This is a genomic window from Hydrogenophilus islandicus, from assembly GCF_054657095.1.
Map to the genome: position 1 here is coordinate 41,763 of NZ_BAAHXE010000009.1, position 24,805 is coordinate 66,567.

At 65.6% G+C, this 24,805-nt stretch carries 29 protein-coding genes and 1 riboswitch; of the genes, 16 read left to right on the forward strand and 13 right to left on the reverse strand.

Features of this window, described 5'->3' with window-relative positions; translation table 11 throughout:
• Positions 1-18: 18 nt before the first annotated feature.
• From ACYQ6T_RS04610 to ACYQ6T_RS04630, 5 genes are all read right to left on the reverse strand, one after another.
• Positions 19-723, reverse strand: coding sequence for an energy-coupling factor ABC transporter permease (locus ACYQ6T_RS04610; RefSeq protein WP_459828258.1), 705 nt, complete (start codon positions 721-723; stop codon positions 19-21).
• Positions 724-849: 126 nt separating this feature from the next.
• Positions 850-1,040: riboswitch (cobalamin riboswitch) on the reverse strand.
• 15 nt (positions 1,041-1,055) lie between these two features.
• Positions 1,056-1,481, reverse strand: a complete 426-nt coding sequence (locus ACYQ6T_RS04615) for an ExbD/TolR family protein (protein ID WP_459828261.1) — start codon at positions 1,479-1,481, stop codon at positions 1,056-1,058.
• 5 nt (positions 1,482-1,486) lie between these two features.
• The gene (locus ACYQ6T_RS04620; protein ID WP_459828264.1) at positions 1,487-2,188 is read right to left on the reverse strand and encodes a MotA/TolQ/ExbB proton channel family protein; all 702 of its coding nucleotides are present in this window, start codon (positions 2,186-2,188) and stop codon (positions 1,487-1,489) included.
• Between the two features lie 30 nt (positions 2,189-2,218).
• Positions 2,219-3,100 (reverse strand): energy transducer TonB, encoded by an 882-nt coding sequence (locus ACYQ6T_RS04625; protein ID WP_459828267.1) that lies wholly within the window; start codon positions 3,098-3,100, stop codon positions 2,219-2,221.
• A gap of 84 nt (positions 3,101-3,184) precedes the next feature.
• Positions 3,185-5,485: a TonB-dependent receptor plug domain-containing protein gene (locus ACYQ6T_RS04630; RefSeq protein ID WP_459828270.1), complete on the reverse strand. Its 2,301-nt coding sequence runs from the start codon at positions 5,483-5,485 to the stop codon at positions 3,185-3,187.
• Positions 5,486-5,646: 161 nt separating this feature from the next.
• Between ACYQ6T_RS04630 and ACYQ6T_RS04635 the strand changes: the two genes are divergently transcribed.
• The 8 genes from ACYQ6T_RS04635 to ACYQ6T_RS04670 all read left to right on the forward strand — a co-directional run bounded on the left by ACYQ6T_RS04635 (position 5,647) and on the right by ACYQ6T_RS04670 (position 11,415).
• Positions 5,647-6,012, forward strand: coding sequence for a DUF2946 family protein (locus ACYQ6T_RS04635; RefSeq protein WP_459828273.1), 366 nt, complete (start codon positions 5,647-5,649; stop codon positions 6,010-6,012).
• A gap of 42 nt (positions 6,013-6,054) precedes the next feature.
• Positions 6,055-6,660 (forward strand): SCO family protein, encoded by a 606-nt coding sequence (locus tag ACYQ6T_RS04640; protein WP_459828276.1) that lies wholly within the window; start codon positions 6,055-6,057, stop codon positions 6,658-6,660.
• Positions 6,661-6,760: 100 nt separating this feature from the next.
• Positions 6,761-7,279 (forward strand): copper chaperone PCu(A)C, encoded by a 519-nt coding sequence (locus tag ACYQ6T_RS04645; protein ID WP_459828279.1) that lies wholly within the window; start codon positions 6,761-6,763, stop codon positions 7,277-7,279.
• Positions 7,263-7,841 (forward strand): Crp/Fnr family transcriptional regulator, encoded by a 579-nt coding sequence (locus ACYQ6T_RS04650; protein ID WP_459828281.1) that lies wholly within the window; start codon positions 7,263-7,265, stop codon positions 7,839-7,841. Before ACYQ6T_RS04645 ends, ACYQ6T_RS04650 begins: the two co-directional genes overlap by 17 nt.
• A gap of 13 nt (positions 7,842-7,854) precedes the next feature.
• Positions 7,855-8,499 carry a cob(I)yrinic acid a,c-diamide adenosyltransferase gene (gene cobO, locus ACYQ6T_RS04655; protein WP_459828284.1) on the forward strand — a complete coding sequence of 215 codons (645 nt, stop codon included), beginning with the start codon at positions 7,855-7,857 and terminating at the stop codon, positions 8,497-8,499.
• Positions 8,442-9,797, forward strand: a complete 1,356-nt coding sequence (locus ACYQ6T_RS04660) for a cobyrinic acid a,c-diamide synthase CobB (protein ID WP_459828287.1) — start codon at positions 8,442-8,444, stop codon at positions 9,795-9,797. Before cobO ends, ACYQ6T_RS04660 begins: the two co-directional genes overlap by 58 nt.
• A gap of 11 nt (positions 9,798-9,808) precedes the next feature.
• Positions 9,809-10,378: a 1,6-anhydro-N-acetylmuramyl-L-alanine amidase AmpD gene (gene ampD, locus ACYQ6T_RS04665; RefSeq protein ID WP_459828290.1), complete on the forward strand. Its 570-nt coding sequence runs from the start codon at positions 9,809-9,811 to the stop codon at positions 10,376-10,378.
• Between the two features lie 206 nt (positions 10,379-10,584).
• On the forward strand, positions 10,585-11,415 hold the full coding sequence (locus ACYQ6T_RS04670) for a transglycosylase SLT domain-containing protein (RefSeq protein ID WP_459828293.1): 831 nt from the start codon (positions 10,585-10,587) through the stop codon (positions 11,413-11,415).
• Here ACYQ6T_RS04670 and ACYQ6T_RS04675 read toward each other — a convergent pair.
• The 4 genes from ACYQ6T_RS04675 to ACYQ6T_RS04690 all read right to left on the reverse strand — a co-directional run bounded on the left by ACYQ6T_RS04675 (position 11,392) and on the right by ACYQ6T_RS04690 (position 16,389).
• Positions 11,392-12,450: an ABC transporter ATP-binding protein gene (locus ACYQ6T_RS04675; RefSeq protein ID WP_459828296.1), complete on the reverse strand. Its 1,059-nt coding sequence runs from the start codon at positions 12,448-12,450 to the stop codon at positions 11,392-11,394. The two genes, ACYQ6T_RS04670 and ACYQ6T_RS04675, sit on opposite strands and share 24 nt — an antisense overlap.
• Positions 12,444-14,117, reverse strand: coding sequence for an ABC transporter permease (locus ACYQ6T_RS04680; protein WP_459828300.1), 1,674 nt, complete (start codon positions 14,115-14,117; stop codon positions 12,444-12,446). The genes ACYQ6T_RS04675 and ACYQ6T_RS04680 overlap by 7 nt, the downstream gene beginning before the upstream one ends.
• 5 nt (positions 14,118-14,122) lie before the next feature.
• Positions 14,123-15,133, reverse strand: coding sequence for a Fe(3+) ABC transporter substrate-binding protein (locus ACYQ6T_RS04685; RefSeq protein WP_459828302.1), 1,011 nt, complete (start codon positions 15,131-15,133; stop codon positions 14,123-14,125).
• An 83-nt stretch (positions 15,134-15,216) separates the two neighbouring features.
• Positions 15,217-16,389, reverse strand: a complete 1,173-nt coding sequence (locus tag ACYQ6T_RS04690) for a pyridoxal phosphate-dependent aminotransferase (RefSeq protein ID WP_459828305.1) — start codon at positions 16,387-16,389, stop codon at positions 15,217-15,219.
• 72 nt (positions 16,390-16,461) lie between these two features.
• On the opposite strand from ACYQ6T_RS04690, the gene ACYQ6T_RS04695 reads away from it, so the two are divergent.
• The gene (locus ACYQ6T_RS04695) at positions 16,462-17,337 is read left to right on the forward strand and encodes a serine hydrolase (protein ID WP_459828308.1); all 876 of its coding nucleotides are present in this window, start codon (positions 16,462-16,464) and stop codon (positions 17,335-17,337) included.
• Between the two features lie 15 nt (positions 17,338-17,352).
• Here ACYQ6T_RS04695 and ACYQ6T_RS04700 read toward each other — a convergent pair whose 3' ends face one another.
• A complete protein-coding gene (locus ACYQ6T_RS04700) occupies positions 17,353-18,126 on the reverse strand; it encodes an IclR family transcriptional regulator (protein ID WP_459828310.1) in 774 nt (257 codons plus the stop codon).
• Positions 18,127-18,250: 124 nt separating this feature from the next.
• Here ACYQ6T_RS04700 and ACYQ6T_RS04705 point away from each other — a divergent pair, with 124 nt between their 5' ends.
• The gene (locus ACYQ6T_RS04705; RefSeq protein ID WP_459828313.1) at positions 18,251-19,192 is read left to right on the forward strand and encodes a CysB family HTH-type transcriptional regulator; all 942 of its coding nucleotides are present in this window, start codon (positions 18,251-18,253) and stop codon (positions 19,190-19,192) included.
• On the opposite strand, the gene thiD is transcribed toward ACYQ6T_RS04705, so the two are convergent.
• Positions 19,180-20,058 carry a bifunctional hydroxymethylpyrimidine kinase/phosphomethylpyrimidine kinase gene (gene thiD / locus ACYQ6T_RS04710; protein ID WP_459828316.1) on the reverse strand — a complete coding sequence of 293 codons (879 nt, stop codon included), beginning with the start codon at positions 20,056-20,058 and terminating at the stop codon, positions 19,180-19,182. The two genes, ACYQ6T_RS04705 and thiD, sit on opposite strands and share 13 nt — an antisense overlap.
• Complete coding sequence (gene rpoH, locus ACYQ6T_RS04715; protein WP_459828319.1) at positions 20,055-20,978, reverse strand: RNA polymerase sigma factor RpoH; 924 nt, start codon at positions 20,976-20,978, stop codon at positions 20,055-20,057. Before rpoH ends, thiD begins: the two co-directional genes overlap by 4 nt.
• 270 nt (positions 20,979-21,248) lie before the next feature.
• Between rpoH and ACYQ6T_RS04720 the strand changes: the two genes are divergently transcribed.
• From ACYQ6T_RS04720 to ACYQ6T_RS04745, 6 genes are all read left to right on the forward strand, one after another.
• Complete coding sequence (locus ACYQ6T_RS04720; protein WP_459828322.1) at positions 21,249-22,283, forward strand: porin; 1,035 nt, start codon at positions 21,249-21,251, stop codon at positions 22,281-22,283.
• Between the two features lie 237 nt (positions 22,284-22,520).
• Positions 22,521-22,691: a type II toxin-antitoxin system RelE/ParE family toxin gene (locus ACYQ6T_RS04725; RefSeq protein ID WP_459828324.1), complete on the forward strand. Its 171-nt coding sequence runs from the start codon at positions 22,521-22,523 to the stop codon at positions 22,689-22,691.
• A complete protein-coding gene (locus ACYQ6T_RS04730) occupies positions 22,688-23,014 on the forward strand; it encodes a HigA family addiction module antitoxin (RefSeq protein WP_459828327.1) in 327 nt (108 codons plus the stop codon). The genes ACYQ6T_RS04725 and ACYQ6T_RS04730 overlap by 4 nt, the downstream gene beginning before the upstream one ends.
• 263 nt (positions 23,015-23,277) lie before the next feature.
• The gene (locus tag ACYQ6T_RS04735; RefSeq protein WP_459828330.1) at positions 23,278-23,517 is read left to right on the forward strand and encodes a ribbon-helix-helix domain-containing protein; all 240 of its coding nucleotides are present in this window, start codon (positions 23,278-23,280) and stop codon (positions 23,515-23,517) included.
• Complete coding sequence (locus ACYQ6T_RS04740; RefSeq protein ID WP_459828333.1) at positions 23,517-23,936, forward strand: putative toxin-antitoxin system toxin component, PIN family; 420 nt, start codon at positions 23,517-23,519, stop codon at positions 23,934-23,936. The genes ACYQ6T_RS04735 and ACYQ6T_RS04740 overlap by 1 nt, the downstream gene beginning before the upstream one ends.
• 107 nt (positions 23,937-24,043) lie before the next feature.
• Entirely contained in the window at positions 24,044-24,364 is a 321-nt protein-coding gene (locus tag ACYQ6T_RS04745) for a helix-turn-helix domain-containing protein (RefSeq protein ID WP_459828336.1), read from the forward strand.
• Positions 24,365-24,516: 152 nt separating this feature from the next.
• Here the strand turns inward: ACYQ6T_RS04745 and ACYQ6T_RS04750 are convergent.
• Positions 24,517-24,805, reverse strand: a 289-nt coding sequence (locus tag ACYQ6T_RS04750) for a DUF4351 domain-containing protein (protein WP_459828339.1), incomplete at its 5' end; no start/stop codon positions are given.

Genomic DNA, 24,805 nt, shown 5'->3' on the forward strand with positions numbered 1-24,805 from the left:
GCGCCAAATCGACCGCCATTACGCAGCGCGGGTGAGGCGAGCGGTAAACAGGGTATCGTCGCCGATCCACGCGCGTGCCTGCTTCGCCGCGGCAAGCAGCGCCAAGTCGAGCGCCGGTTCGATGACGAGTACCGCGAGGTAGGCCGCGCCAAAGGTGGCGATCTCAGCCCCCGCCTCGGCACCCAACCCGAGGAACGCCCAGAAGGCGACCCAGAGGACGACACCCCCCTGGAAGGTGAGCGAGAGGCGGAAGACGTCGCGGTAGCGGAGTTCCGTGTAGGGGGTATCGGGCGCGATCGTCCGCTTCGCAACTGCGGCAACGGCAAAGAGCGGCGCCAAAAGGGTGGTCACGTTGGCAAAGTATTGGGGAAGGTCGCTTGGGGCGAAAAAGAGCCCTTGAACGAGGAGCGCCAACGCGAGCCCGATTGCGGCGGGGGCTAAGCCAAAGAGGAGAAAGAGGGTGCTGCCGAGGATCAGATGGACTTCGGAGACCCCGACTGGCGGGTGGGGTAGGATCTCAAACGCCGCAAAGGCGACCGCAAAGGCGCTCGCCGAGCGGATGAAGAGGCGGAGAAGGCGGCCACTCAGGTTCAGCGGCACCGCTGCGCTTGCGGCGCGAAGGGCATCAGCGGCCGCTTTCACCGCAGCGCCCAATGCGATGATGCCGGTGCCGTAAGAGAGCGCCATTTTGGCTCCAGTCAGCAGTCCAGGTTCGATATGCATCGCCAATTCCTCCGAGTTGGTGGTGATGAACGGTGCGTTGGGGGAATTGCGGCGAGCGGAACGGGACCAAGACGAAGGAGCGACACCTACGGCTCAGCCCCCGCTTGCCGACACCCCGCGGCACAGAGGGGTTATCGCGTGTGCGTCGGTCTCCTGGCTTGCCGTCATCCTGCGCACGGCGTCTTCCCAAAGCAGCGCTTCAGTGACCTGGTGCCGTGTCAGTCGGGCTTACAGTAGCGGGGGCTGCGCCGGATTTGCACCGGACTTCCCATGCGGCAGTGTGCCGCGAACGCCACACGCAAGGGCGATTATCGAGAATCTCAACCTGCGTGTCAATACGGCGCGGGCTCGAGGAGAAAACGGGCGTGGGTGATCCCCGCCTGCGTCAAGGTGACCATTAGCTGCGCCGCGCTTTCAAAGGGGACCGCGCGGTGGACGGCGAGAAGCACCGGAGGGGCGTCGCTTCCGGCCGCGGCAAGGGGTTCCAGGCGCCGCAACAGCTCGGTGCGGTCGATCGGGTCACTGTTCCAGAGCAACTGCCCGTCGGGAAGGAGCGTCAGGGTCACCGCGTCGCGCGCGGCCGTCTGCGGCGAGGAGGTGGCGCGGGGGAGGTCTGTCCGCACCGCGTGGAGGAGCGTCGGCGCGGTGACGAGCAGAATCACCAGCAGCACCAGGAGGACGTCGACAAGCGGCACGACGTTGATCGTCGGCGGGGGAGTGTGGCGGCTCTTGACAGCGAGAAACGGCGGGCGGGCCATAGGGGTTACCGTGCGGTTGTCGTCTGCGGGTCGGCGGAAGGGGCGTCGAGGGTAAGCAGCAGGTAGCACTCGTGGGCGAACGCCTCATATTCGGGGACGACGAGGCGGTTGCTGCGCGCGAAGAGGTTGTGGGCGATCGCAGCAGGGATCGCGACGGCAAGGCCGATCGCGGTCATGATGAGCGCCTCCCCAACGGGTCCGGCGACGGCAGCGAGCGTCGCTTCGCCCGATTGCGCGATCGCCGCCAACGCGTGGTAGATGCTCCAGACGGTCCCAAAGAGCCCGATGTAGGGGGCAGTATTCGCCGCAGTCGCGAGGAGCGTCAACCCCCACTCGCGCTCCGCGACCTCTCGTTCGAGCTGGTTCTGGAGGGCGCGGTAGAGGCGCTCGGCGCGGTGGGCAGGGTCACCCACGCCGGGGCGGTCGAGTGAAACCACCGCGCACGCCGCAAGGCGCCCAAAGGGGTGGCGCTGCGCTTCAGGTGTGCGCGCAAGAGGCGCGAGTTCCGCGCCGTCGCTCACCTCGGCAAAGGCGGCGCGAAACGCGCGAATGAGCGGCCGTTGGCGTAGCGCGAGCCACATCCGTGCGCCGACGACGGCGAGCATTCCGGCAAAAAGCGCAGCGAGGAGCAGAAGAACGCTCCACCCCACAGGATCGAGGCGCGCGAAAAAAGAGGAATGCGGGGAGAGGTTGAACAGGGGTGTCATCGCGGAAAACCTTTACGGGGCTATTGTCCTCTATTGGAGCTGGAATCGGAACGGCTGGCGGACGACTACCTGCCGAGTGCGCCACTCGGGAGGCAGCGAACAGCGCCAACTTTTCACCACCTCGAGCGCTGCGCGCACAAGGAGCGGATGGCGCGCAGTCGTTTGCGCTTTGTCCTGCTCGGCTGCAGCGATCGTTCCGTCGCCGTTCACCGTCACCAGGACAACCACCGTCCCCTCCTCCCCGAGCCGCCGCGCAACCGGCGGGTAGTCGGGCGGCGGGCGGTGGCTGCAGAAGACGGAGAGGGGTTGGTCGGGAGAGGGGGCAGTAGTGAGCGGGGAGGGGACCGGCGCTGCGGGGAGCGGGGAGGCTGCGGCAAGAAGTGAAGGCGCAGCTTGAGGTGGCTCCGGCGCGGGGTCCACTTTGGGGGCTTTGCTTGCGGGGGAGGCCGGTCGATCGCTCGGTGCGTCATGCGCCGCCACCGCTCGAGCAGCGGGAGCTTCGCGAGGCGGTTCGGTGCGCGGCCGGGAAGGGGCGGGGCGGCGAGGCGGTTTGGGCGGCGGGGCGCTTTGTTGTGGTTCTGAAGCGACTGACCGCTCTGCGGTGTGAAGAGCCGGTTCGGGCGGGGTTGAGGGTGCAGGAGCGACGGGAGGCGACATTTCAGCGACCGCTCGCAGCGGTTCTTCACGCTCAGGCACCGGTTCGGCGATTTCTCGCGCCGGTTCATCGCGCTCAGGCGCCGCTTCAACGGGGGGGACAGGCCGCGCCTCTTCCCCTCGAGCTACGCTCGGGGCTGCTGCTTCGGCTGCGGGCGGCAGTGCTACCCACGAGAGAGTTATCGTGCGCGGCGCGGCGAGTTGGGCAACAGGAATGGGCTGGGCCACTGCCGTCGCCAGCGCGACGACAGCGCCCATCCCGCAGAGGAGTGCACCTATTGCGCCTACGCTTTGTTGTCGGCGAGTCCATCGATCCATCACGGCAAGGTTAGCACGGCTCGTCTAGAAACGAACGCGTAACCCGGCCCAGACGGTCCGGCCCGGCCCCGGGACGGCCGTTCCCCACTGCGGGTAGTTGGGGAGCTGCGGGTTGGTCATCGTCGTCCCTTGGCCGACGTACGCCCCGGCAAGCGGGAGTTCATAGGAGCGATCAAAGAGGTTGTCGACGCCAAAGAGGAACGTCGCCTCTTTGCGCCACTGCCAGCTGCCAGCCCAGTGGACGAGCGCGTAGCCCGAGGTGGGGATCTCGTTGCGCATCCGATTCACCCGCGATTTTTGCTCGACCCCTTCGACGATCAGCTGTTGCGACCACGAGCCCTGCTCCTGGGTGAGCCGCAGTTTCACGTTGCGCGGCATCAAGCCGTAGAGGTTGTCGCCCGTCTTTTCGTTGCTGCCGCGGCTGCACGCCAGCGTCGCCCCAAGCCGCCAGCGACCCCAGCTGTTCTCCGCAACCGGGCCGTTGACGGTCAGTTCATGCCCGTAGAGCTTCGCCTTCTGGTTGACATACTTCAGCACGGTGAACCGGTTGGTGAGCGGGGTGGCCCGCGGCGCGTTGGCCGCCGCGTCCCACTGCACGGCGTCGATGTAGTCGTCGATCACCGTATAGTAGGGGCGCCACTCCACCTGCCAGCCGCCCGCTGCCGCTTGCTGCCAGCGCAGCCGCGCGGCGGCGGTGTAGGCTTTCTCGGGTTTCAACGCGGGGTTGCCGATGTAGCCGTTGCCGTCGCCGACGAAGTTGTTCATCAGCGCCGCCATCTGCCAGGTGCTCCACGGGTAGCGCTCGTAGAGGCTCGGCGAACGGACCTGGCGCGCAAGGTCGAGCCCTGCTTGCCACTGTGCGTCGAGCTTCCAGGTGTTGCGCCACACCAGGTTCCAGTTGTTGTCGCGCTGGCTGCGGTCGCCCGCGTTGAACGCGGTGCTGTCGCGCAGCTGGTAGTTGAACATCGGTGCAACGCCGTTGGTGTTGGCGTACCCTTGAACCGGGTCGGCGCTCGTCGCCACCCGCTCGAAACGCACGCCGAGCTCGGTTTGCCAGCGGTGGGTGAGCGCCTGCTCCCATTCGGCGAACGCCGCGGTGCGCGTCCGCTCGCCGTTCTTGATGTTCCAGAAGGTGTTGGGCCACATCCCTCCCCCGGAAGGCGGCCACCAGTCGTCGAGGGTGTAGCGGTTCCACTCGCCCCCCACCCGTACCGTCGCAGTAGTGCTCACCGGCACGGTGGTTTTGACCTTGACTCCGTAGGTGTCACTCGACGCATACATCGGCATCCCAGCAGCGCACGTGGGCCCAAGCGGCGAACATGGGCTACCATTGACCGCAGTGGGTCCGCCAGAAGCACTCCCGTACCAGTAGCGCTTGTCGGCGCCGAAATCCATGTAGTGGTCGACCGACTCGGCGTAGGCGACCGCCTCGAGTTCCCCCCACGCGAAGCGGCCGGTGTAGGTGAGGGTGCCGCGCTTCTCTTCGTTGTCCAAGAGATCCATCCGCTGGTTGGGGTAGAGCTGATAGGGCTGCTTCTGGTAGGCGAGCGCCAAATGGAGCTCGTGCTCGCCGCGCCGCCAGCCGAAATCGACGGCGTGGTTGCGCACGAGGTAGGCGGTGGAGCCCACTTCGTCAGTGGGGAGCGTATGGCCCGGGCGGCCGGTGAAGGTGTAGTTCTTGAACGCGCCGCCAGCGCGGTAGTTGTCGCTCTGCGCGATGCTTCCCAGGTATTGGGCAGCAAACGCATCCGTGCCGTAGAACGCGCCCCATTCGCCGCTCTTGCCGTTGCCGTTATTGCGGTAGAAGGTTGCGAACTCGCCCCCTTTGATCGTTTCGCCTGTGGGAGCAAACGGCGCTTTGCGCGTTTCGACGACGACTGCACCGCCCACCGCGTCCCCGCCGACCGAGACCGGGGTGACGCTGGGGTAGATCGCCACCGACTCCACCGCCGCGCTTGGGGCATAGGAGAGCGGCGTATTCATGTGGTTGGGGCAGGTCGCGGTGAGGTCGGCGCCGTCGATCGATACGCGCAACCGCTCGTCCGCGAGGCCCCGGATCACCGGCAGCGTCGAGATCGTGCCACCGGCCAACGCCGAGACACCGGGCGTTTCGGTGAGGATCGAGACGAGATCTTGATGGGCGCGCCGCAGTCGCGCGATCTCCTCGCTTGAGAGGAACGAGCCGGCGGGGCGGTCGGCGGTGACGGTGATCTCGGGAAGGGTCTGGCCGAGCGCAGCAAAAGAGGAGGTTGCGAGCGCCACCGCAAGCGCCACGCGCGACGGCGGCACGGGGTAACGGCAGGTGCTTTGGGACCACTGGGGCATGATGGGACTCCACGGAAAAACTTCCGGGGATTCTCACGAACTGACCTGGAAGCGTCAATTGACAGGAGTCAACTCGCTTTTGATCCATATCAAGGAAAATGGCCGCAACAAGGGCTATCCTAGCGGTGACGCTTGATCAATTCGTGAGATATACTGTTTTCATGCGCACGCGAACGACGGCTGCCGCCGTAGCCTTGTGGTGGCTGCTCACCGCCCTCTTTCCCCTGATCTCCTGGCAGGTTGAAGCTGCCGGGCGAGACGCTGACGTTTGTTTCGCCCCAGTCAGCTTCCCCCTGACCAGTTCTCCGAACGCCTCACGTCACGGGGCTGAACACTGGGGCTCTGCCGATTCGCTTGCGGCGTGCGGCTATTGCCTCTTTGCCGCCACCCATCCTGGGCTGGTGCCAACGGTGACGGTGGACGAGGCCGTGCGCACGATTTCCGTTGCGCCTGTTGCTCTTCCGGCGCAATCCAACACGCCACTTCATCTCTCGCTCCTCCCACCGGTCCGTGCCCCTCCCTGTTGATCGCTTTGCCATTGCTGTGGGTCGATCATCCAGGAGGGATAAATGTTGCAGGGAAGCGGTTTTTTTGCCCGCATTGCTGCGCTGTTCGCAGTGATCGCGGCGGCGGTGCTCACAGGTTGCGAAAAGAGCCCCCCTTTTCACGCGCAGGAGATCACGGGTGCTGACTATGGACGCGACTTCGCCCTACCTGACACTGAAGGGCGGGTGCGGACGCTCGCCGATTTCCGCGGCGAGGTGGTCGGGCTCTACTTCGGGTTCATCCAGTGCCCCGATGTCTGCCCCACGGCCCTCTCCCGTGCGGTCGAGGTGAAGCGGCTCCTCGGGGAGAAGGGGGAGCGTTTTCGCGTCCTCTTTGTCACCGTCGACCCGGAGCGCGACACGCCCGAGGTCGTGCGCGCTTACCTTGCGGCGTTTGACCCCTCCTTCGTCGGCTTGATTCCGCCTGACGCGGCAACGCTCGAACGCACCGCGAAGGCGTTTCGCGTGTACTACCGTAAAGTGCCGACGGGAAGCAGCTACACGATGGACCACACAGCAACCACCTTCGTCTATGACCCGCAGGGGCGGCTCCGCCTTGCAGTCCCCCACGCGATGGCCGCAGAACCCTTTGCGGCCGATGTCGCCCGGTTACTGGCCGAGACGGAGTAAAGAGTAGGGTTGAAACGCCCCTGAAGGGGTATCGCTGGAAATGAGCGACTTGGCGCCCGGTAGCGCCGGTCCTGTGAACCTAACGCGAAAGGAAACGACCATGAACAAGATCGCTACGAAAACACTTCTTTGGAAAACCTCTGGCTTCGCTGTTGCCGCCCTTTTTGCCGTTGCGGCGGGAAGCGCGCACGCCCAGGCAGTGACGATCGCCGACCCTTGGGTCCGCGCCACGGTCCCGGGGCAGCAGGCGACTGGTGCTTTCATGCGCATCACGGCGCATGAGGCGGTGACGCTCGTCGGCGGCACGACGCCGGCGGCCAAGGTGGTCGAGATCCACGAGATGAAGATGGTGGGCGACCGGATGGAGATGCGCGCGCTCGCGAAGGGGTTGCCGATCCAGGCGGGTGAGACCGCCGAACTCAAACCGGGCGGCTACCATGTGATGCTGATCGATCTGCCGCAACCGATCCACGCCGGGCAGAAGGTGACGATGACGCTATTCTTCACCACCGCCGACGGGAAGCGGATTGAGGTGCCGGTGGAGGCCGAGGCGCGGGCGTTGGGCAACATGGGGGGGTCGATGCAGTCTGGGGGGCACGGCCATGGATCTCACCATTGAGTGGCTGCTGGGCGGCGTTCCGCTATCCGACGAACGGGACACGATCAGCGCGGAGAGTCGGCTGCACGGACGCGACGCGGCGCAAATCGTCGCCGACCGAGGACGGGTGCTCCTCCACGCGCACGCTTCGGGCTCCACCTGGCGGGTCGAGAGGGGGCTCGTCGCCCTCTTTCGCCCCGAAGAGGAGGGGGTGAGCGATGCGGAGCGCTTCGTGATGCTCGCCTACGGGGGAGATCTGATCGGCGTCGAGGCGCAGCTCTTGGGTGCGTATGCGTTTGACGCGGTGGCCCTCACCTCTGTGCTCCTGGTGCGTTGGGATCGCCCGCCGAGCGACACCTCCCTTTACTGGCGGCAGGTGGAGCGGACGCAGGAGGTCGCGCTGCTCCGTTCGGGGTCGGCCGAGAAGCGGTTGGAGCAGTTCCTCGCCCTTTTGACGCAGGCGGCGCCGCGCGCACCATGGCCGCGGCTGCGCGACATCGCCGCGGTGGTTGGGGTGCAGGTGGAGACCGTTTCGCGGTTGCTCTCGCGGCGGCGTGGTACCATCACGGACGATTCTCCTTAGCAGAAAATCGCCCGTGACGCCCGAAGCACCCCTCGAAACGCTACCACCGGAGCCCGACAACAGCGCAATTGAGGAGCGCCACCGCGCCCGCATGGCGCGGAAAAAGGCGGTCGTCGACGCGCGGATCGCCGCGGCGCGTGAGGCGCGCGGGGTGCTCCTCGTCCACACCGGCCCCGGTAAGGGAAAATCGACCGCCGCCTTTGGCCTCTTGGCCCGCGCGTTGGGCCATGGGCTGCGGGCGGTGGTGGTTCAGTTTGTCAAAGGGCGAAGCGACACCGGCGAAGAGTCCTTCTTCCGCACCCATCCCAACCTCCGCTGGTATGTGAGCGGCGAGGGGTTCACCTGGGAGACGCAGAGCCGTGCGCGCGATACCGCCGCGGCTGAGGCAGGGTGGCGCCACGCGGCAGCGGCGTTGGCCGACCCGGCCGTCGACCTGGTCGTCCTCGATGAGCTCAACATCGTCCTCAAGTACCGCTATCTCCCCCTCGACCGGGTCTGCGCCGCGATCGCGGCCCGCCCGCGCCACCAGCACGTCGTCGTGACCGGACGGGGGGCGCCGCCCGAGCTGATCGCGCTCGCCGACACGGTGACCGAGATGCAGTGCGTCAAGCACGCTTTTCAGGCGGGCGTTGCGGCGACGCCGGGGGTCGAGTTTTGATCGCGTCGCTCATCGCCGCCCCCTCCTCAGGGCAGGGGAAGACGATCGTCACTGCGGCGCTCGCGCGCGCCCACCGCAAGCTCGGGCGGCGGGTGCGCCTCTTCAAGTGTGGTCCCGACTTTCTCGACCCGATGGTGCTCGAGGTGGCGTGTGGCGCGCCGGTGGAGAATCTCGATCTCGCGATGTGTGGCCGCGAAGACGCCGAGTGGCGGCTCGCGCGTGCGGCGAATGACGCCGACGTGGTGCTCGTCGAGGGGGTGATGGGGCTCTTCGACGGGACGCCGTCGGCTGCAGCGCTTGCGAAGCTCTTGGGGCTGCCGGTGCTCCTTTTGATCGACGCGGGAAAGATGGCGCAGACCTTTGCCGCAATCGCCCACGGGCTTGCGACCTTCGACCCGGAACTTAACGTCTGGGGGGTGGTCGCGAACCGGGTCGCGGGCGAACGGCACGTCGCGATGCTCACCGAGCAGCTCCCCGCGGGGCTCGCCTTTGTCGGTGCGCTCCCGAAACGCGCGGAAGCGGTGTTGCCTGAACGCCACCTCGGGCTCTACCAGGCGGCGGAGATCGCCGACCTGAGCGCCCGGCTCGATGCGCTTGCCGACGCGATCCTCCCGTGGGTCGCGGCCGCGCCGTGGCCGACCGTCGCGTTTCCCCCCGCTTCCCCGCCAACCTTCCCACCGCTCCTCTCCGGGAGACGGATTGCGGTCGCGCACGACCGCGCCTTCTCCTTTCTCTACCCCGCGAATCGCGAGGCTTTGACTGCGATGGGGGCGACGCTGCTTCCCTTTTCGCCGGTTGCTGACGAAGCGGTTCCGCCAGAAGCCACCGCAGTCTGGCTCCCCGGCGGCTACCCGGAGCACTACGCCGCGGAGCTGGCGCAGGCGGCGCGCTTTCGCGCGTCGCTCCAAGCGGCCTACGCCGCAGGGGTGCCGATCCTTGCCGAATGCGGCGGGATGGTCGCGTTGGCCGAAGAGCTGGAACTCCCCGACGGGAGCATCTATCCGATGGCGGGGCTCCTCTCTGGGCGCGTCGTGCTCGGGAAGCGCCTCGCCGCGCTCGGCGGGATGCGGCTCGTGACCCCCGAAGGGGTGGTCACGGGCCACACCTTCCACTATTCGCGCTGGGCGGCGGCTCCTGCTCCCCCCTGGCGCGTGACGGAGCGCAACCCGCCTCATGAGGCGCGTGGCGCGCCCGGCGAGGAGGTCTACCGGGTGGGGTCGCTCATCGCGAGCTACGTCCACTGGTACTTCCCCTCGGCACCGCACCTCATCGCCCGCTGGTTGCGCGGCGAGGGGTAGGCGACTGCAGCATGGGCCAGCAGTCGCCCCCCAACGACCCGATCGATCGCCGCCTCATCTCGCCCCACGCTGACGAGCGGCCGGAAGGGGTGGCGATCACCCTGGTGGTGATCCATGCGATCAGCCTGCCACCGGGGCGCTTCGCGGGCGACGCGATCGAGCGCTTCTTCCTCGGTACGCTCGACGCGGCGCGCCACCCCTTTTTCCGCACGATCGCTGACATGCGGGTCTCGGCCCACTACCTCATTCGGCGCGACGGCGAGACGGTCGAATTTGTCCCCCCAGAGCGGCGCGCGTGGCACGCGGGCGTCTCGAGTTGGCGGGGGCGGGCGCGGTGCAACGACTTTGCGATCGGCATCGAGCTCGAAGGGGATGACTTTACCCCGTTTGCTGTCCGCCAGTACGAGCGGCTCGTTATGCTCCTGCTGTGGCTGAGGCGCCGCTTTCCAACCCTCACCGACGTCGCCGGCCACTGCCACATTGCGCCGACGCGCAAAACCGACCCCGGACCCTACTTCTTTTGGGGAGAACTCGGGAATCGGCTTGAGCAGACAGGCGAACGGTGGCACGGGCCGTTTTAACCGGCCCATTTGTGGCAATCGCGCCACACGAAAACGGCACGTCGTGCAACATTCGACGCAAATTTCTTGAATTCTCAATGGATTGTCGGTAAGCTTACGTCATCACCCCAACAGAAACCACTACCGCTGGGTTTTCATCACGCGGTAGGATCGCAGCCCGCGCTCTTCCCCGCCTGCGGGCGCACCGAATAAAAGGAGTGACAACCATGAGATTGGTGCAATGGTTTGCCCAAGGGGCCATCATCACCTTTTTTGCGGGACTCGTTTATGTGGCGCACGAAGATCCCCGTCCCTTGCTCACCTGGTCGATCGATTCAGCCAACGCTGCGGTGGCGCCGCTCTCGTCCACCTCTTTTCGTGATTACCGCGGCGAGAACCCCTCCTCTCCGGAGGTCTCCCCGTTTGCTGCGGGAGAGCCTCTCGGCTCCGCCGCTCCGCCGCCGGCACGTCAAGCCTCGGCTGTCGCTACGGCACGATCTGCGTCGGGTAGCGCGGGTAAACCCCAGCGGCCTACGCTCGAGCTCTACTCACTCACCGAAAGTACGCCAGCGCTGCGCAAATTGCGCCGCTACATCGCCAAGCGCTACGAGACGCCCGAGTATCAGCTGACCCGCTGGTTCAAGGCGATCGAGGTCGAGGCGCTACAGCACGGTTTCGATCCGCTGTTGATCGTCGCGATGATCGCGGTCGAGTCGGGGTTCGACCCTGCAGCGCAGAGCGAACACGGTGCGTTGGGGCTGATGCAGGTGGTCCCGAAGTGGCACCTCGACAAGATCGACGCGCGCGTCGCTGGGGAACCCCAGCCCGACCACCTCTTCGTCCCCGAAGTGAATATCGCCGTGGGGGTCGAGGTCTTGGCTGAGGGGCTGCGGCGGTATGGGTCGCTCGAAAAGGCGTTGCTCTACTACCACGGTAGCGTCAATGACCCAACGGCGCGCTACAGCAAGAGGGTTCTGGCACTCTACCGCCAGCTGCAGCAGGTCGCCGGTCTTGAAGGGGAGCGAGTAGCGCTCCTAACGCCCCGCTCCGGCCGCTGACGCGCGGGGAAAGACGACGACGTGGCGGGTGTCGAGCCGCACCCCGATCGCCGTCTCAAGCGGCAACGGTTCGTGGCTCGGGTGATCCATGAGCGCGGTCGTGCCGCTTGCGAGCTGCAGCGTGTAGCGGATGATCGAACCGCGAAAGACGGCGTGAATCGGCCGCGCGATGATCGCGCTCTTTTCGTCGTGCACGATGTCGTCGGGCCGAAGCAGCACGTCGACGGCGTCACCTGGCGTGAGCCCTTGAGCGGCCACCGCGGGGAGTGACCCGAGCTCGGTCTGGACCCTTTGCGGCGACTCGACGACGCCGGGAAGAAACGCCCCTTCGCCGATGAAGTCGGCAACGAACCGGCTCTTCGGCTCATGGTAGAGCCCGTAAGCGCTATCCCACTGCGCCAGCCGTCCCCCCTCCATCACTCCCAGTCGGTCGGCGATTGCAAACGCCTCGAACTGGTCGTGGGTGACCATGAGCGCGGTGACCGCTTCGTGTTTGAGGATGCGGCGCACGTCGCTCGCAAGCCGCTCGCGGAGTTGCACGTCGAGGTTGGAGAAGGGTTCGTCCAAGAGCAGCAGCCGCGGCCGTGGGGCAAGCGCGCGGGCGAGCGCCACCCGCTGCTGCTGACCGCCCGAGAGCTCGTGCGGGTAGCGGTGAGCAAAGGCGGTGAGATCGATCAATTCGAGGAGCGCCTGGACGCGCGCGGCGCGCTCCGCTTTCCCCCAGCGCCGCAAGCCAAAGGCGATGTTCTGCGCCACCGTGAGATGGGGGAAAAGGGCGTGGTCCTGAAAGACCATCCCGACTTGGCGCTGGAAGGGGTGAAGCGAAAAGCGCCCCTCGGCGACGCAGACACCGCCGACCGTGATGCGCCCCTCGTCAGGCGACTCGAAACCGGCGATCAGTCGCAGCACGGTCGTTTTGCCGCTGCCGCTGGGGCCCAGGAGACAACCGATCATCCCTGGTTCAAGCGCGAGCGAAAAGCCGTCCAACACCTTCTGCTCGCCAAACCGTTTTGTGATTCCCTCAAGAGTTAGCATCGAACCCCGCTCCCAGAAAGAGAGAAGCGTTGGCGGCGCGGCGCTTCAGCCAAGAGGAGCGCGGGCAAGACGCCAACGAGTGTCACCGCAAGCGCCGGCAGCGCCGCCTCCTCCCACCGCCCATCGTTGGTCAATTCGAAGATCCGGGTCGCGAGCGTATCCCAGCCAAAGGGGCGGGTCATCAGGGTGATCGGCAGATCCTTGACCACGTCGATGAAGACGAGCGCAGCGCTCGCCCAGAGCGCCGGCTGAAGGAGCGGCAGGTGGACGCGCCACAACAGGGCGTGCGGTGCAGCGCCGAGCATTTGCGCCGCCTCGTCCATGCTGGGGGTGATGCGCCCGAGCGCCGCCTGGATCGGGCCAAACGCGACGACGAGGAAGCGCACGGCGTAGGCAGCGAGCATCACCGCGATCGTGCCGCCAAGGAGCGGCGTCGCCGTGTCCCCAAGCGCAGAGACCAGCGCGACCCACGCGCGGTCGAGCGCACCCGTTGCCGCGGCAATCCCGACCGCAAGCACCGCACCGGGGAGGGCGTAGCCGATGGTGGCGATGCGCACCGCGACCGTCATCGCCGGCCGGGGGTCGAGCCGCTGCGCGTAGGCGAGAAGAAGCGCAAGCGTCACCGTGACTACCGCGCCGCTCGTCCCGAGCACGAGCGAATGGCCGAAAAAGCCCCAGTAGCGCGGCGACAGCAACCCGCGCCCGACGCTCATCGCCCAGTGAACGAGCTGCAGGACCGGAAGGAGAAAAGCGACTGTCAGGAGCGCAGCGCACGCGAGCGCCGCGAGCCAGCCGGCAGTCGGCGAAAGCGGTACGGGGGCGAGCGGGGCGCTGCGGCCCGGCGCGGTGTAACGTGCCCGCCGTCGCGCCCACTGTTCGACAACGAGCAGCACCACCGCAACCCCGGCGAGCACGGCGGCAATCTGCATCGCGGTGGGGAGGGAAAAGAGCGCGTACCACGCCTTGTAGATCCCGACGCTCAACGTCTCGACTCCGTAAAGCGCGACAACGCCGAAATCGGCGAGCACCTCGAACGCAACGAGCGCGCTGCCGGCAACGATCGCCGGCCGGGCGAGCGGCAGCGCCACGCGCCAGAAGGCCTCACCGCGCGTGAGCCCCAGCGACTGCCCAACCTCGAGTGCCCGCGCCCCCGTCGTGGCAAAGGCGACGCGCGCGGCGAGAAAGACGTAGGGGTAGAGGGCGAGGATCAGCACCCCCGCTGCGCCCCACCGGTTGCGGATCTCCGGCAGCGACACGCCGAACGACCGCAGCCATTGGGCGACCTCGCCGGTGACGTCGAACCATGCGAGGTAGACGTAGCCGAGGACATAGGCGGGGATCGCGAGCGGCACGATCAGCGCCCGGCGGAAAAAGGTGCACCCCGGAAAGTGGTACGCCGTCGTGAGCCACGCCAAGCCTGCGCCCAAGAGCGACGCCCCGCTGACGACGACGAGGAGCAGCAGCGCCGTCTCGCGTAGCTCCACCGGCAAGAGGAAGGTGACGAGGTGGTGCCAGAGCTTCTCGTCGATCGTCCGAAACGACGAGAGGATCGCCACAAGGGGGAGCGACGCGAGCGCAACGAGCCCCGCGACGGCACCTCGCCAAAAAAAGGGAGAGGCTAGGCCCTGCGGCCCAACCGACGATTTCCTCCAGGACAATGGACGCAAACGCCTTAGCGCCAGCCGGCGCGATCCATCAATTGTACCGCAGCCCGTTGCAACGCACCGGCCTTCTCGAGCGGCGTCGTGCTCTGGCGGAAAGTGCCCCAGCTCGCGACTACGGGGCTCACCGCTACCCCTTCGACGACGGGGTATTCGTGGTTGAGTTCGGCAAAGCGCTTCTGCGCCTCTGCGGTGGTCAGCCACTCGATGAAGCGCTTCGCCAGTTCCGGCTCTTTCGCGTAGCGCGTCACCCCGACGCCCGAGACGTTGACATGGACCCCGCGGTCGTTCTGGTTGGTCCAGACCGGCCACACCGGCAGGTTCGGCTGCTCCTCGACCAGACGCCCGAGGTAGTAGGTGTTGGCGATCCCCACGTCGCACACCCCTTGCGCGATCGCCTTGATCACCGCGGTGTCGTTCGGAAAGGGAAGAGTCGCGAGGTTCGCTACCCACCCCTTGACGATCGCCTCAGCCTTCTCCTCGCCGAGTTCGGCGATCATCATCGCGACGAGCGACTGGTTGTAGACGTTTTTCGACGTCCTGAGGCACAAACGCCCTTTCCATTTCGGGTCGGCAAGATCCTCGTAGCGGGTGATCTCGTCGGCCGCAACGCGATGGATGTTGCGCATCACCGGCCGCGCGCGCAGGCTCACGCCGAACCAGTGGTTCTCGGCGTCGCGCAGGTGCGCAGGGATCCGTTGGGTGACCACAGCACTCTCGAGCGGCCGCAGCACCCCCGCCTCTTTCGCAAGCCAGAGGTTACCCGCGTCGACGGTGATCAGGAGATCGGCGGGGGTGTTCTCCCCTTCCGCTTTGAGCCGCTCGATGAGTGCGCCATCTTTGTCGGTGGTAAAGCGCACCGCGATCCCCGTCTCCTCAGTAAATGCCGTGAAGACAGGCTGGATCAGCTGTTCGTTGCGTGAGGTGTAGACGGTGAGCCTCTTCTCCGCAGCGAGCGCAGCGGTGAGGGGCATGACGAGGGTGCTGCTCACCAGAGCAGCGAGGAAGGTGCGACGCAGCATGAGACAAACTCCCGAAGTTGTGGAACACAGGAGATATGATAAAACAAACAAGAATCGTTTTCAATACCTTTTGGCGACAACGATCACCCCTGCAACAGCCGTTGCAGCCGCGCGCACGCCTCTGTAATCCGCTCACTCTGGGTGGTGTAGGCAAAGCGCAGGTAGTGGCCCGCTTGGTGTTCGCCAAAGTCGCGCCCCGGGGTCACGGCAACGAATGCCTCTTCCAGAAAGCGGTGCGCCCAATGGTCAGCGTCCTGCCCGAGAGGGGTGATATCGACGTAGGCGTAGAACGCCCCTTGGGGCGCCGCGGGTGGGGCTAGGTTGAGGCGGCTGAGGCCGTCGAGGAGCACCTGCCGTCGTTCGGCGAAAGCGGCGCGACGCGCTTCGAGGATCGTCAGCGTTTCGGGGGTAAAAGCGGCGAGCGCGGCGTATTGCGCCACCGTCGATGGGGCGATGTAGAGGTGTTGCGCCAACTTTTCCGCTTCGCGCGCGCTCGTCTCATCGGGGCAAACCAGCCAACCCAGGCGCCAGCCGGTCATGCCGAAGTATTTCGAAAAGCTGTTGACCACGAACGCGTCGGGCACGACGCGCAACAGGGTCGAACGCGGCGCGTCGAAGGTGAGCCCCTGGTAGATCTCGTCGAGAAGAAGGAGCCCGCCGCGGTCGCGAACGGCGCACGCAAGTGCTGCCGCCTCCTCTGGCGTGAGCATCGTTCCGGTGGGGTTACTGGGGGAGGCGAGCAGCACCCCGCGACTCTGCGGGGTCCACGCAGCGGCGATCTCGTCGGGGGTGGGTTGAAAGCGGTGTGTGGCGTCGACAGGGATGAGGCGCGCCCGCCCTTCAAAAAGGCGGATGAGGTGGCGGTTGCACGGGTAGGAGGGGTCGGGGAGGAGCCACTCGTCGCCGGGACGGGTGGTGAGCGCAAGCGCGAGCGTGAGCGCCGCCGACGCTCCTGCGGTGACCACGATCCGCTCCGGTGGGAGCGTGACGCCCAACCGTTCCCGGTAGTCGGCAGCGATCGCCTCGCGCAGTTCCGGCAGCCCCGCTGCGCTGGTGTAGGGGACCCGCCGTTCGCGGAGGAAGCGCTCCGCCGCCGCCACCACCGGTTCCGGGGTGGGGAAGTCGGGCTCGCCCACCTCCATGTGGATGACGTCGTGGCCGGCGCGCTCCAGCGCCTGCGCGCGGCGCAGCAGCTCCATGACATGAAACGGGGCGATCTCCTGCACCCGCGGGGCAAAGGGGGACGAAGGGATCATCGGGGCTCCTCATTGCACTTTTACCGTCGCATGTTTTATCATAGCGCCAATAAGGGCAAGAGGCGGTAAAAGATGAGACGCTCCGCAGCACTTTGGCGTTGGGTGGTGCAGATCGTGGTCGCGTGGGGGGTCGTGGGAGCGGCCCTTATCGCCCATGCGGCACAAGATCCGGGGTTACGGTCGGAAGCCTATCTGGCGGTGGACGCCCAATCGCTCGAGGTGCTCGCGCAGCGCGGCGACCCTGAACGTCCCCGCTCGATCGCGTCGATCACGAAACTCCTCACCGCGCTCGTCGTGCTTGAGGCGCGGCAACCGCTCGACGAGCGGCTCACGGTGACGACCGACGACTACGACGCGATCAAAGGGACCCATTCTCCGCTTCGCGCAGGCACGGTGCTGACGCGCGGCGAAGCGCTGCAACTGGCGCTCATGGCCTCCGACAACCGCGCCGCGATGCTCTTGGCGCGCCACTACCCCGAGGGGCGGATGGCGTTCATCCGCGCGATGAACGTCAAAGCGAAGATGTTGGGGATGCGCCACAGCCGCTTTGTCGATCCGGCAGGCCTCTCCCCCGAGAATGTCGCGTCGATGAACGACCTCGTGCGCCTGGTGCGTGCCGCCTACCAACATCCATTGATTCGCGACTACTCTACCCGTGAAGAGGCGGTGGTCGCCACCCCCGGGGGCAAGGTGCGGTTCCGCTCGACCAACGCGCTCGTGCGCAGCGACGCGATGCCGGTGCTCCTGCAGAAGACCGGCTACACCAGTGAGGCGGGGCGGTGCCTGGTGCAGGTGACGCCGATCAAGGGGCGGCCGGTGATTTTCGTGCTGATGAATAGCACCGGCAAATACACCCGCGTCGCGGACGCGAAGCGGTTGCGCCACTGGCTGGAGACGGGGCAGCCGCTGCCGACGCGGGCGCAGCAGGGGAACCGCCGCGCCGGCTGATTGTCGTCCTGCTGCTCACGCCGCCTGACGGTAGCCCAGCGCGCGCGAGATCGCTGCGGCGGTGGCCTGGACCAGAGGCGCTTTGGCCGGATCGAACCGCTCGGCGGGGGTCGAGAGCGAAAGTCCTGCTACGAGCGCGCCCGACTCATCCCGAATCGGCGCGGCGATACAGCGCACCCCGATCTCCTGCTCTTCAAGGTCGAACGCAACCCCCTGCGCCGTGAGTTCAGCCAACTCCTTTTCGAGCGCTTCACGGGTGGTGAGCGAACGGGGCGTCTGAGGGGCAAGCCCCGTCCGGGCGCAATAGGCGGCCCGTTCTGCCGCCGACATCTCGGCGAGGAACCACTTGCCGGTCGCCGTCGTGTGGAGCGGCGCGCGCGAACCTACGATATGGACCACCCGCACCGCCGACTTGCCGCCCGAGGCGCGTTCGATATAGACGATCTCGTCGCCGTCGCGCACCCCCAGGTTGACGCTCTCGCCGGTCGCCTCGTGCAGTTGCCGGAGAAACGGGAGTGCCACGTCGCGCACCGTCAGCCGCTCTTTGACCTTTGCCCCGAGCTCAAGCAGACGCAGGCCCAACTGGTATTGCCCCCCCTCGAGCCGTTCCACGAGCCCGCTCGGAACCACCGCGTTCAGGATGCGGTGTACGGTCGAGGGCGGGAGTGCCACTTGCGCGGCGAGCTCGCGCAGCGGCAGTGGGCTCTTCGCTTTCGCCAGCGTCTCCAGCAGGCGGACCAGGCGGTCGATCACTTGAATACCGCTGGGTTTCTCGTAGGGGGCGTTCATGGCCTTGTCCGGTTGGGGTGCGCGGCGTATTGTACCCAATTTTTCACGATGCGGAATAGGTCGGCCCTTGACGGCCGCGTGATGCTCCATTACAGTGCACGGCAAAAAGGGGAGTTGTGCTGCGATGAATCTTCAGCAGCTGCGCTACGTCATCGAAGTGGTGCGCCACGGCATGAACGTCTCTGATGCCGCCGAGGCGATGTTTACCTCGCAACCGGGGGTCTCGAAGCAGATCCGGGCGCTTGAGGAGGAGCTGGGGGTCGAGATCTTCGTCCGCCACGGCAAACGGCTCACGGGCCTCACCGAGCCGGGCAAGCAGGTGGTGGCGCTCTGCGAACGGATTCTCCGGGATCTTCATAGCCTCGCGACCGTTGCCGAGGAGTTTGCGAAAAGCGACGAAGGGGTGTTGGCGATTGCGACCACCCACACCCAGGCGCGCTATGTCCTCCCGCCGGTGATCGACCGTTTTCGCCGCCACTACCCGAAGGTGCGCTTCACCCTCCACCAGGGAAGCCCCCGTTACGCCTGCGAAATGGTCCTCGCGGGCGACGCCGACCTGGTGATCGCCACCGAGGCGATCAGCGAGTACCCGGAGCTCGTGGAACTGCCGTGCTACCAGTGGACCCATACGCTGGTGGTTCCCAAGAACCATCCGCTGGCCACGCTCGAGCCGCTCTCGCTCGAGGCGATCGCGAAGTATCCGCTGATTACCTACGACGGTGCCTTTACCGGCCGCGACCATATCAACAAGGCGTTTCTCGGGCGGGCGTTGAAGCCCACTGTGGCGCTCACCGCGATCGACTCCGACGTGATCAAGACCTACGTCCGGATCTGGCTCGGGGTGGGGATCATCGCGAAGATGGCGTTCGACCCGGTGGCCGACAGCGACCTCGTGCAACGCGACCTCGGCCACCTGATCGAGTCGAACGTCACCCGCATCGGCATTCTGCGCAACGCCTACCTGCGCGGCTTCGTCTTTGCCTTCATCGAGGCGCTTGCCCCCCACCTCAAGCGGGAGGTGGTTGCGCGCGTGGTGCGCGGTGAGGGCGAATCCTACGAGTTGTAGCAAGGGGATTGCGGGGCGATCGCGTAGCCGTGGTGGAGCGGCTGCGCCCCGCGTCCCGCGACGATTTCACCCGCGTGCGCGACCGCGGCGTGGAGATAAGCGTGCGCCTCGCCAAAGAGCTGCGCCGCTGCAGCGGCGTCGAGGAACGCGTCCGCGCCGTTTTGCCCCTGCCACCAGAAACCGAGGTGGGCGGTGACGGCGGCGGCAAGCGTACAGCCGGTGCCGTGAAACGCGGCGGGGCGGCGGGGCGCGCGAAAGGTGAGCACCGTTTCGCCGTCGAACGCGAGGTCGACAAGCGTCTCGCCCGGGAGATGCCCCCCTTTGAGCAACACCCAGCGCCCAGGGGAGGGGGCCATCAGCGCGCGCAGCCGTTCAGCGGTGCGCCGCATCTCGGCGAGCGTCGTCGCCTCCGGGAGCCCCGTGAGCGCCGCGGCTTCTGGAAGGTTCGGAGTGATTACGGTGGCAAGCGGCAAGAGGAGCGCTTGGAGCGCCGCAACCGCGTCGGGCTCAAGCAGCGAATCGCCGCTTGTGGCGATCATCACCGGGTCGACGACAAGGGGCGTCTTCGGGAGAGACCGGGCAAGCTGCGTGGCAACCGTCTCGATCACCTCCGCGGTGCCGAGCATCCCCGTTTTGCTCGCGGCAATCGGCACGTCGGTGAGGAGCGTCTCGAGTTGCGCCGCAAGGAACGCCACCGGCGGGGTGTGGATCGCCGTCACCCGCTGGGTGTTTTGCGCGGTGAGCGCGGTCACCACCCCGCAGCCAAATCCCCCGAGCGCGGTGAAGGTCTTCAAGTCGGCAAGAAGCCCCGCACCGCCTGAAGGATCGACGCCGGCGATCGCCAAGAGATTCGGGCGTGGCGTCACGCGAGCACCGCCGCGCTCTGCGGTTCGAGCCACTTTTTCAGTTTCTTGAGCGCTGCCGCTTCGATCTGCCGCACCCGTTCGGCCGAGACGCCGAATTCGGCCGCGAGCTCCTGCAGCGTCGCCGGTTCGTCGGTGAGCCACCGCCGCTCGATGATCGTGCGGCTCCGGGCGTCGAGCTGCGCGAGTGCCGCGCGGAGCCCCGCCCTCGTCGCCGCCTCCGCCTCTTGCGCCGCGACGAGCTCCTCAGGCGTGCCGCTCGGATCGGGCAAGAGGGCGAGCGGCGCGCGCCACTCCGTCTCCTCGCCCCCGTCCACAGGGGGTTCGAGTGCGACCTCGCCGCCGACGAAGCGGGTGTGCATCTCCGCAACCTCCTCAGGCTTGACGTCGAGGGTCGCGGCGATCGCGTCGGCCTTTTCACGGGTGAGCTTGTCGCCGCCCAGGAGCTTGCGGAGGTTGAAAAAGAGCTTCTTCTGCGCTTTCGTGGTGGCGATCCGCACCAGCCGCCAGTTGCGCAGGATATATTCGTGGATCTCCGCCTTGATCCAGTAGGCGGCGAAGGTGAGGAACCGCACCCCCTTGTTCGGGTCGAAGCGGCGCAACGCCTTCAAAAGCCCCACGTTCCCCTCCTGGATGAGGTCGGCTTCCGGGAGCCCGTAGCCGAAGTAGGCGCGCGCGATCATCACCACGTAGCGAAGGTGCGCGAGAATCAGCTGCCGCGCCGCGTCGAGGTCGTTCTCGTCATAAAAGCGGCGGGCAAGGCGCTGCTCCTCCGCTTCGCTCAACACCGGAAAGCGGTTGACTGCCTGAATGTAGCGCTCAAGGCTACTCACCGGGCTCGGGAGCTGCTCGCGCCACCGCGCCGGGAGCGCCGCGCTGCTGGCGGGAGCGTTCAGCGGGGTCACGGTCAGTGCGCTCGTCATCACGGTTCCCTCCTCGTTTGTTGGTCAATCCCATTTTAGCACTCAATGACTGAGAGTGCTAACTGCGGCAGAAGTTCCTCGGCGCCCGGTGGCGGTGATGTTGCGTTTTTGCAACAAGAAAATCGCCGAGAAGGGGCTGATGGCACACTTTCGCTTGCATCGCGACGCCCTTCACCGCACAATAAGGGGCAAGCACGCGCGCAAGCGGTGCTCGGTTGGCGGGTGCGCTGCGCACCCAGATTTTGGTGACTCTTTTAGAGGAGATGCACGATGCAAAAGAAACTGATCGCTCTGGCCGTGGCAGGGCTTGTGGCCGCCCCGGCGATGGCCCAGTCGAACGTGACGATCTACGGTTTGGTCGATGTCGGCGTGTCGCACCGCAGTGACAATATCGCTCCGGGTGTCGGTTCCAAGTTTTCGGTCGATAGCGGCATTCAGTCGGGGAACCGCCTGGGCTTTCGCGGCACCGAAGACCTCGGCAACGGCCTGAAAGCCGGGTTTGTGTTGGAGTCGGGTTTTGGGGTTGAAGAGCCTGGATTCCGTAACGGCCCTGCCAACGGCCCCTTCAACCGTCAGGCATTTGTCACCCTCTCCGGTGGCTTCGGGACGTTGGCCGTCGGTCGCGTCTATACCCCGCAATTTAACCTCCTTTCCGCGGTCGATCCGTTCGGCTTCGGTACCGTCGGCCAGATGAACAACATCTATACGACTGATGTCCGCGTCGACAACACCATCGCCTACATCTCGCCCGACTTCTCCGGTTTGACGGTCACGGCGGCGTATGTCAACAACCTCTCTGGTGCAGAAACTCCGGGTAACAACACCGACATCCGCGTTTATGCATTGAGCCCGGTCTACAAGAACGGCCCCGTGCTCGTCGGTTTGAACTACCACAAGATCGATCCGCAAGAGTCCGGTAAGGCTGACCTCAACGTCTGGGACCTTGCCGGTTCGTATGACTTTGGCGTCGCGAAAGTGGCTGCCGCCTACGGGAGTCGTGAGGTCAATGCGACCGATGACCGCACCAGCTGGATGCTTGGCGTGACGGTGCCGGTGACGGGGATGAGCCGGGTGCTCGCTTCCTACAACTATGGCAAGACCGATGTGAAAGGGACGTCAAACGACCCGAAATCGACTCAGTGGGCGCTGGGCTACGAGCATGACCTGTCGAAGCGCACCAACCTTTATGTCGCGTACGCCGACATCAGCAACAAGAAGGGCGCGACCGCGTCGGTGGGCAATGCGTCGAACGGTGGCGCTGGCTATCAACGCGGCTTCAACGTCGGTATCCGCCACAAGTTCTGATCGTCGCGGAACGACCGAAAGCCAAAAAGGGCGCGCAAGCGCCCTTTTTTTCAGGTTGAAGAGTGACTTAGCCCCACCGTTGCCTCGATGCCTGACCAAGAGAGTGGCGACAAGCGTCCCTTTGCCCGCCCGGAAATAGTGCGCGATCTCATCCTCGAGTTCGTCCCAGGCGACTGACAGTCGCTCGTTGGCTTTTCGACAGTTGACGAACGTTACCTTTGACGTTACTATTGAGTAATGATCAAGTCGTTTGCATGCCGCGACACGGAGGCGTTCTTTGCGGGCAAACGCATTCCCCGTTTCGTTGCGTTTGAAGCGACAGCGATGCGTAAGCTCCAGCAGCTGCACGCCGCACCGAACCTGGAGTTTCTACGGGTGCCGCCAGGGAACCGCTTGGAAAAACAATGAGACGCGAAGTACCTCTTGTTCACCCGGGTGAAATCCTCCTCAAAGACTGGCTTGAACCCTTGGGTATCAGCCAGTATGCGCTCGCAAAGGCAATTGGCGTGCCGCGTCGGCGCATCAGCGAGATCGTGCAAGGGCGCCGGGCCATTACCGCAGATACCGCAACCCGGTTGGGTGCCTTCTTTGGCGTTGATGCCGAGGGGTGGCTCGTGTTGCAGGCGCACTACGACGCCGAGCTTGCGCGTGAGCGTCTAAGTGAGACGCTCTCCCGTATTCCGCGCTACGACCGCATTCCTCACAGCCAGATCGCCGAACCTGTGGCATGATGTGTGAGTGTGGTCTGCCGACAACTTTGCAGCAGCTCGGGGCCAATGCGCGGTGGTCAATGCACCGGCGACGCCGAGTCCGCCCCGACGAAAGGTGGCGATTGCGTCGAACTATGTTTGATCTGACCAGGGATTGAAGAGCGGTACCGGTAAGCCCGAAAAAGGCGGTTTTCGAGGGGTTGTCGCGGATCGCTTCGCGCCCAGTTGACCGCAATGGTTTAAATGATGTATAAACACCCATCCACCCAATACTGGAAGGGCTCATGAACACCGTTCGCTGGAATATCGTCGTCTCGCCTGAGGTGGATCAATCGGTGCGCATGTTCATCGCCGCGCAGGGGGGAAGCCGCAAGGGCGCTCTTTCGCGCTTCATCGAGGAAGCTGTGCGCGCCTATTTGCTCGAACGTGCAGTCGATGAGGCGAAGAGAGCTGCCGCCGGCATGAGCGAAACCGAACTGACCGCCCTCATCGACGAGGCCGTGCAATGGGCGCGTGAGCACTGATGCGCGTCATCCTCGACACCAACGTGCTGCTCGGCGCGCTGATTTCGCCCCATGGGCCACCCGATGCCATCTATCGCGCCTGGCGCGCAGGGCGCTTCGAGCTGGTGACCTCAGTGGCACAGCTTGACGAGCTGCGCCGGGTCAGCCGCTATCCCAAACTCAAGACCATCTTGCCCGCACATTGCATCGGCACGATGGTCAACAACATGCAGCGCGCCATCGTTTTGGAGCGACTGCCACCCCTGCCGGATGGTTGCGAAACGCTCGATCCCAACGATGCCTTCCTGCTGGCGATGGCGATCGGCGGCGAGGCGGACTACCTGGTGACGGGCGACCGTCGCGCCGGGCTGCTGCAGCGGGGCAACATGGGGCGCACGCGTATTGTCACGCCAGCCACATTCTGCGCCGAGGTGATCTGACCATGCTGCGATCAACAAGGTGCGCAAATTTTACATGGCCGCTAACTACAATCTCACGGCTCGCAAAGCCAACCAACGCGAGGTCAAACGCTATGGGAACCGTGCGCATGACGATCAATCCCGCTGATGGGATAACCGGGGCTGTCGGGCGCATCGACGAAGCCCGGGTCGATACCACGACTGACGAGGAGATCGCACGCCAGATCGCCGAGGATGAGCGGGAGGCGTTGCAGGAAGCTGCCCGGTATACACGGCGTATCCGCAGCCGTCTGGGTTTGAGCCAGGCCGAGTTCTCGCGCCGCATCAATGTGTCGCTCGATACGGTGCGCAAGTGGGAACAAGGCAAGCGCTGCCCGAGTGGTGCGGCCAAGGCGCTCCTCAAGGTGCTGGACAAAGCGCCGGAAGCTGCACTGGCCGCGTTGAAGTAACGAAGCTCATACCCGTTCCCCCAGCGGCGGTGGCGATGATTGAATCCAACATGACGCGCTCGCTGAAGTGACGGTGGGTCATTTTTACATGGCCGCTAACAGCCACGCAGAGGAGCAACAAGGGAGCGTCCGCCCTTTCAAAGGCGCGGGAGTCACTCGCCCCGCTGCTCCTCAAAAACCACCGCGAGCGTCGGGGCGTCGATCGCGCGGTCAAACCACGCCTCGAGCTCCTCGAGCGAGGCTGCCGAGATGCGCAGCTCGATTTCAGTAGGGATTGGGCCAAAGCGCTTGGCAAGCAGTCGACGGAGGTTCGATGCGGCTTCAACTCGTTTCCATAGAAGCTCGCCTTGCTGGATTCCCTGCTGGACTCCTTGCTCGATTCCCATCTGGATTCCTTCCCTCACCCCCTCTTCCTTCCACTCTCTCGTCCAACGCTTCATT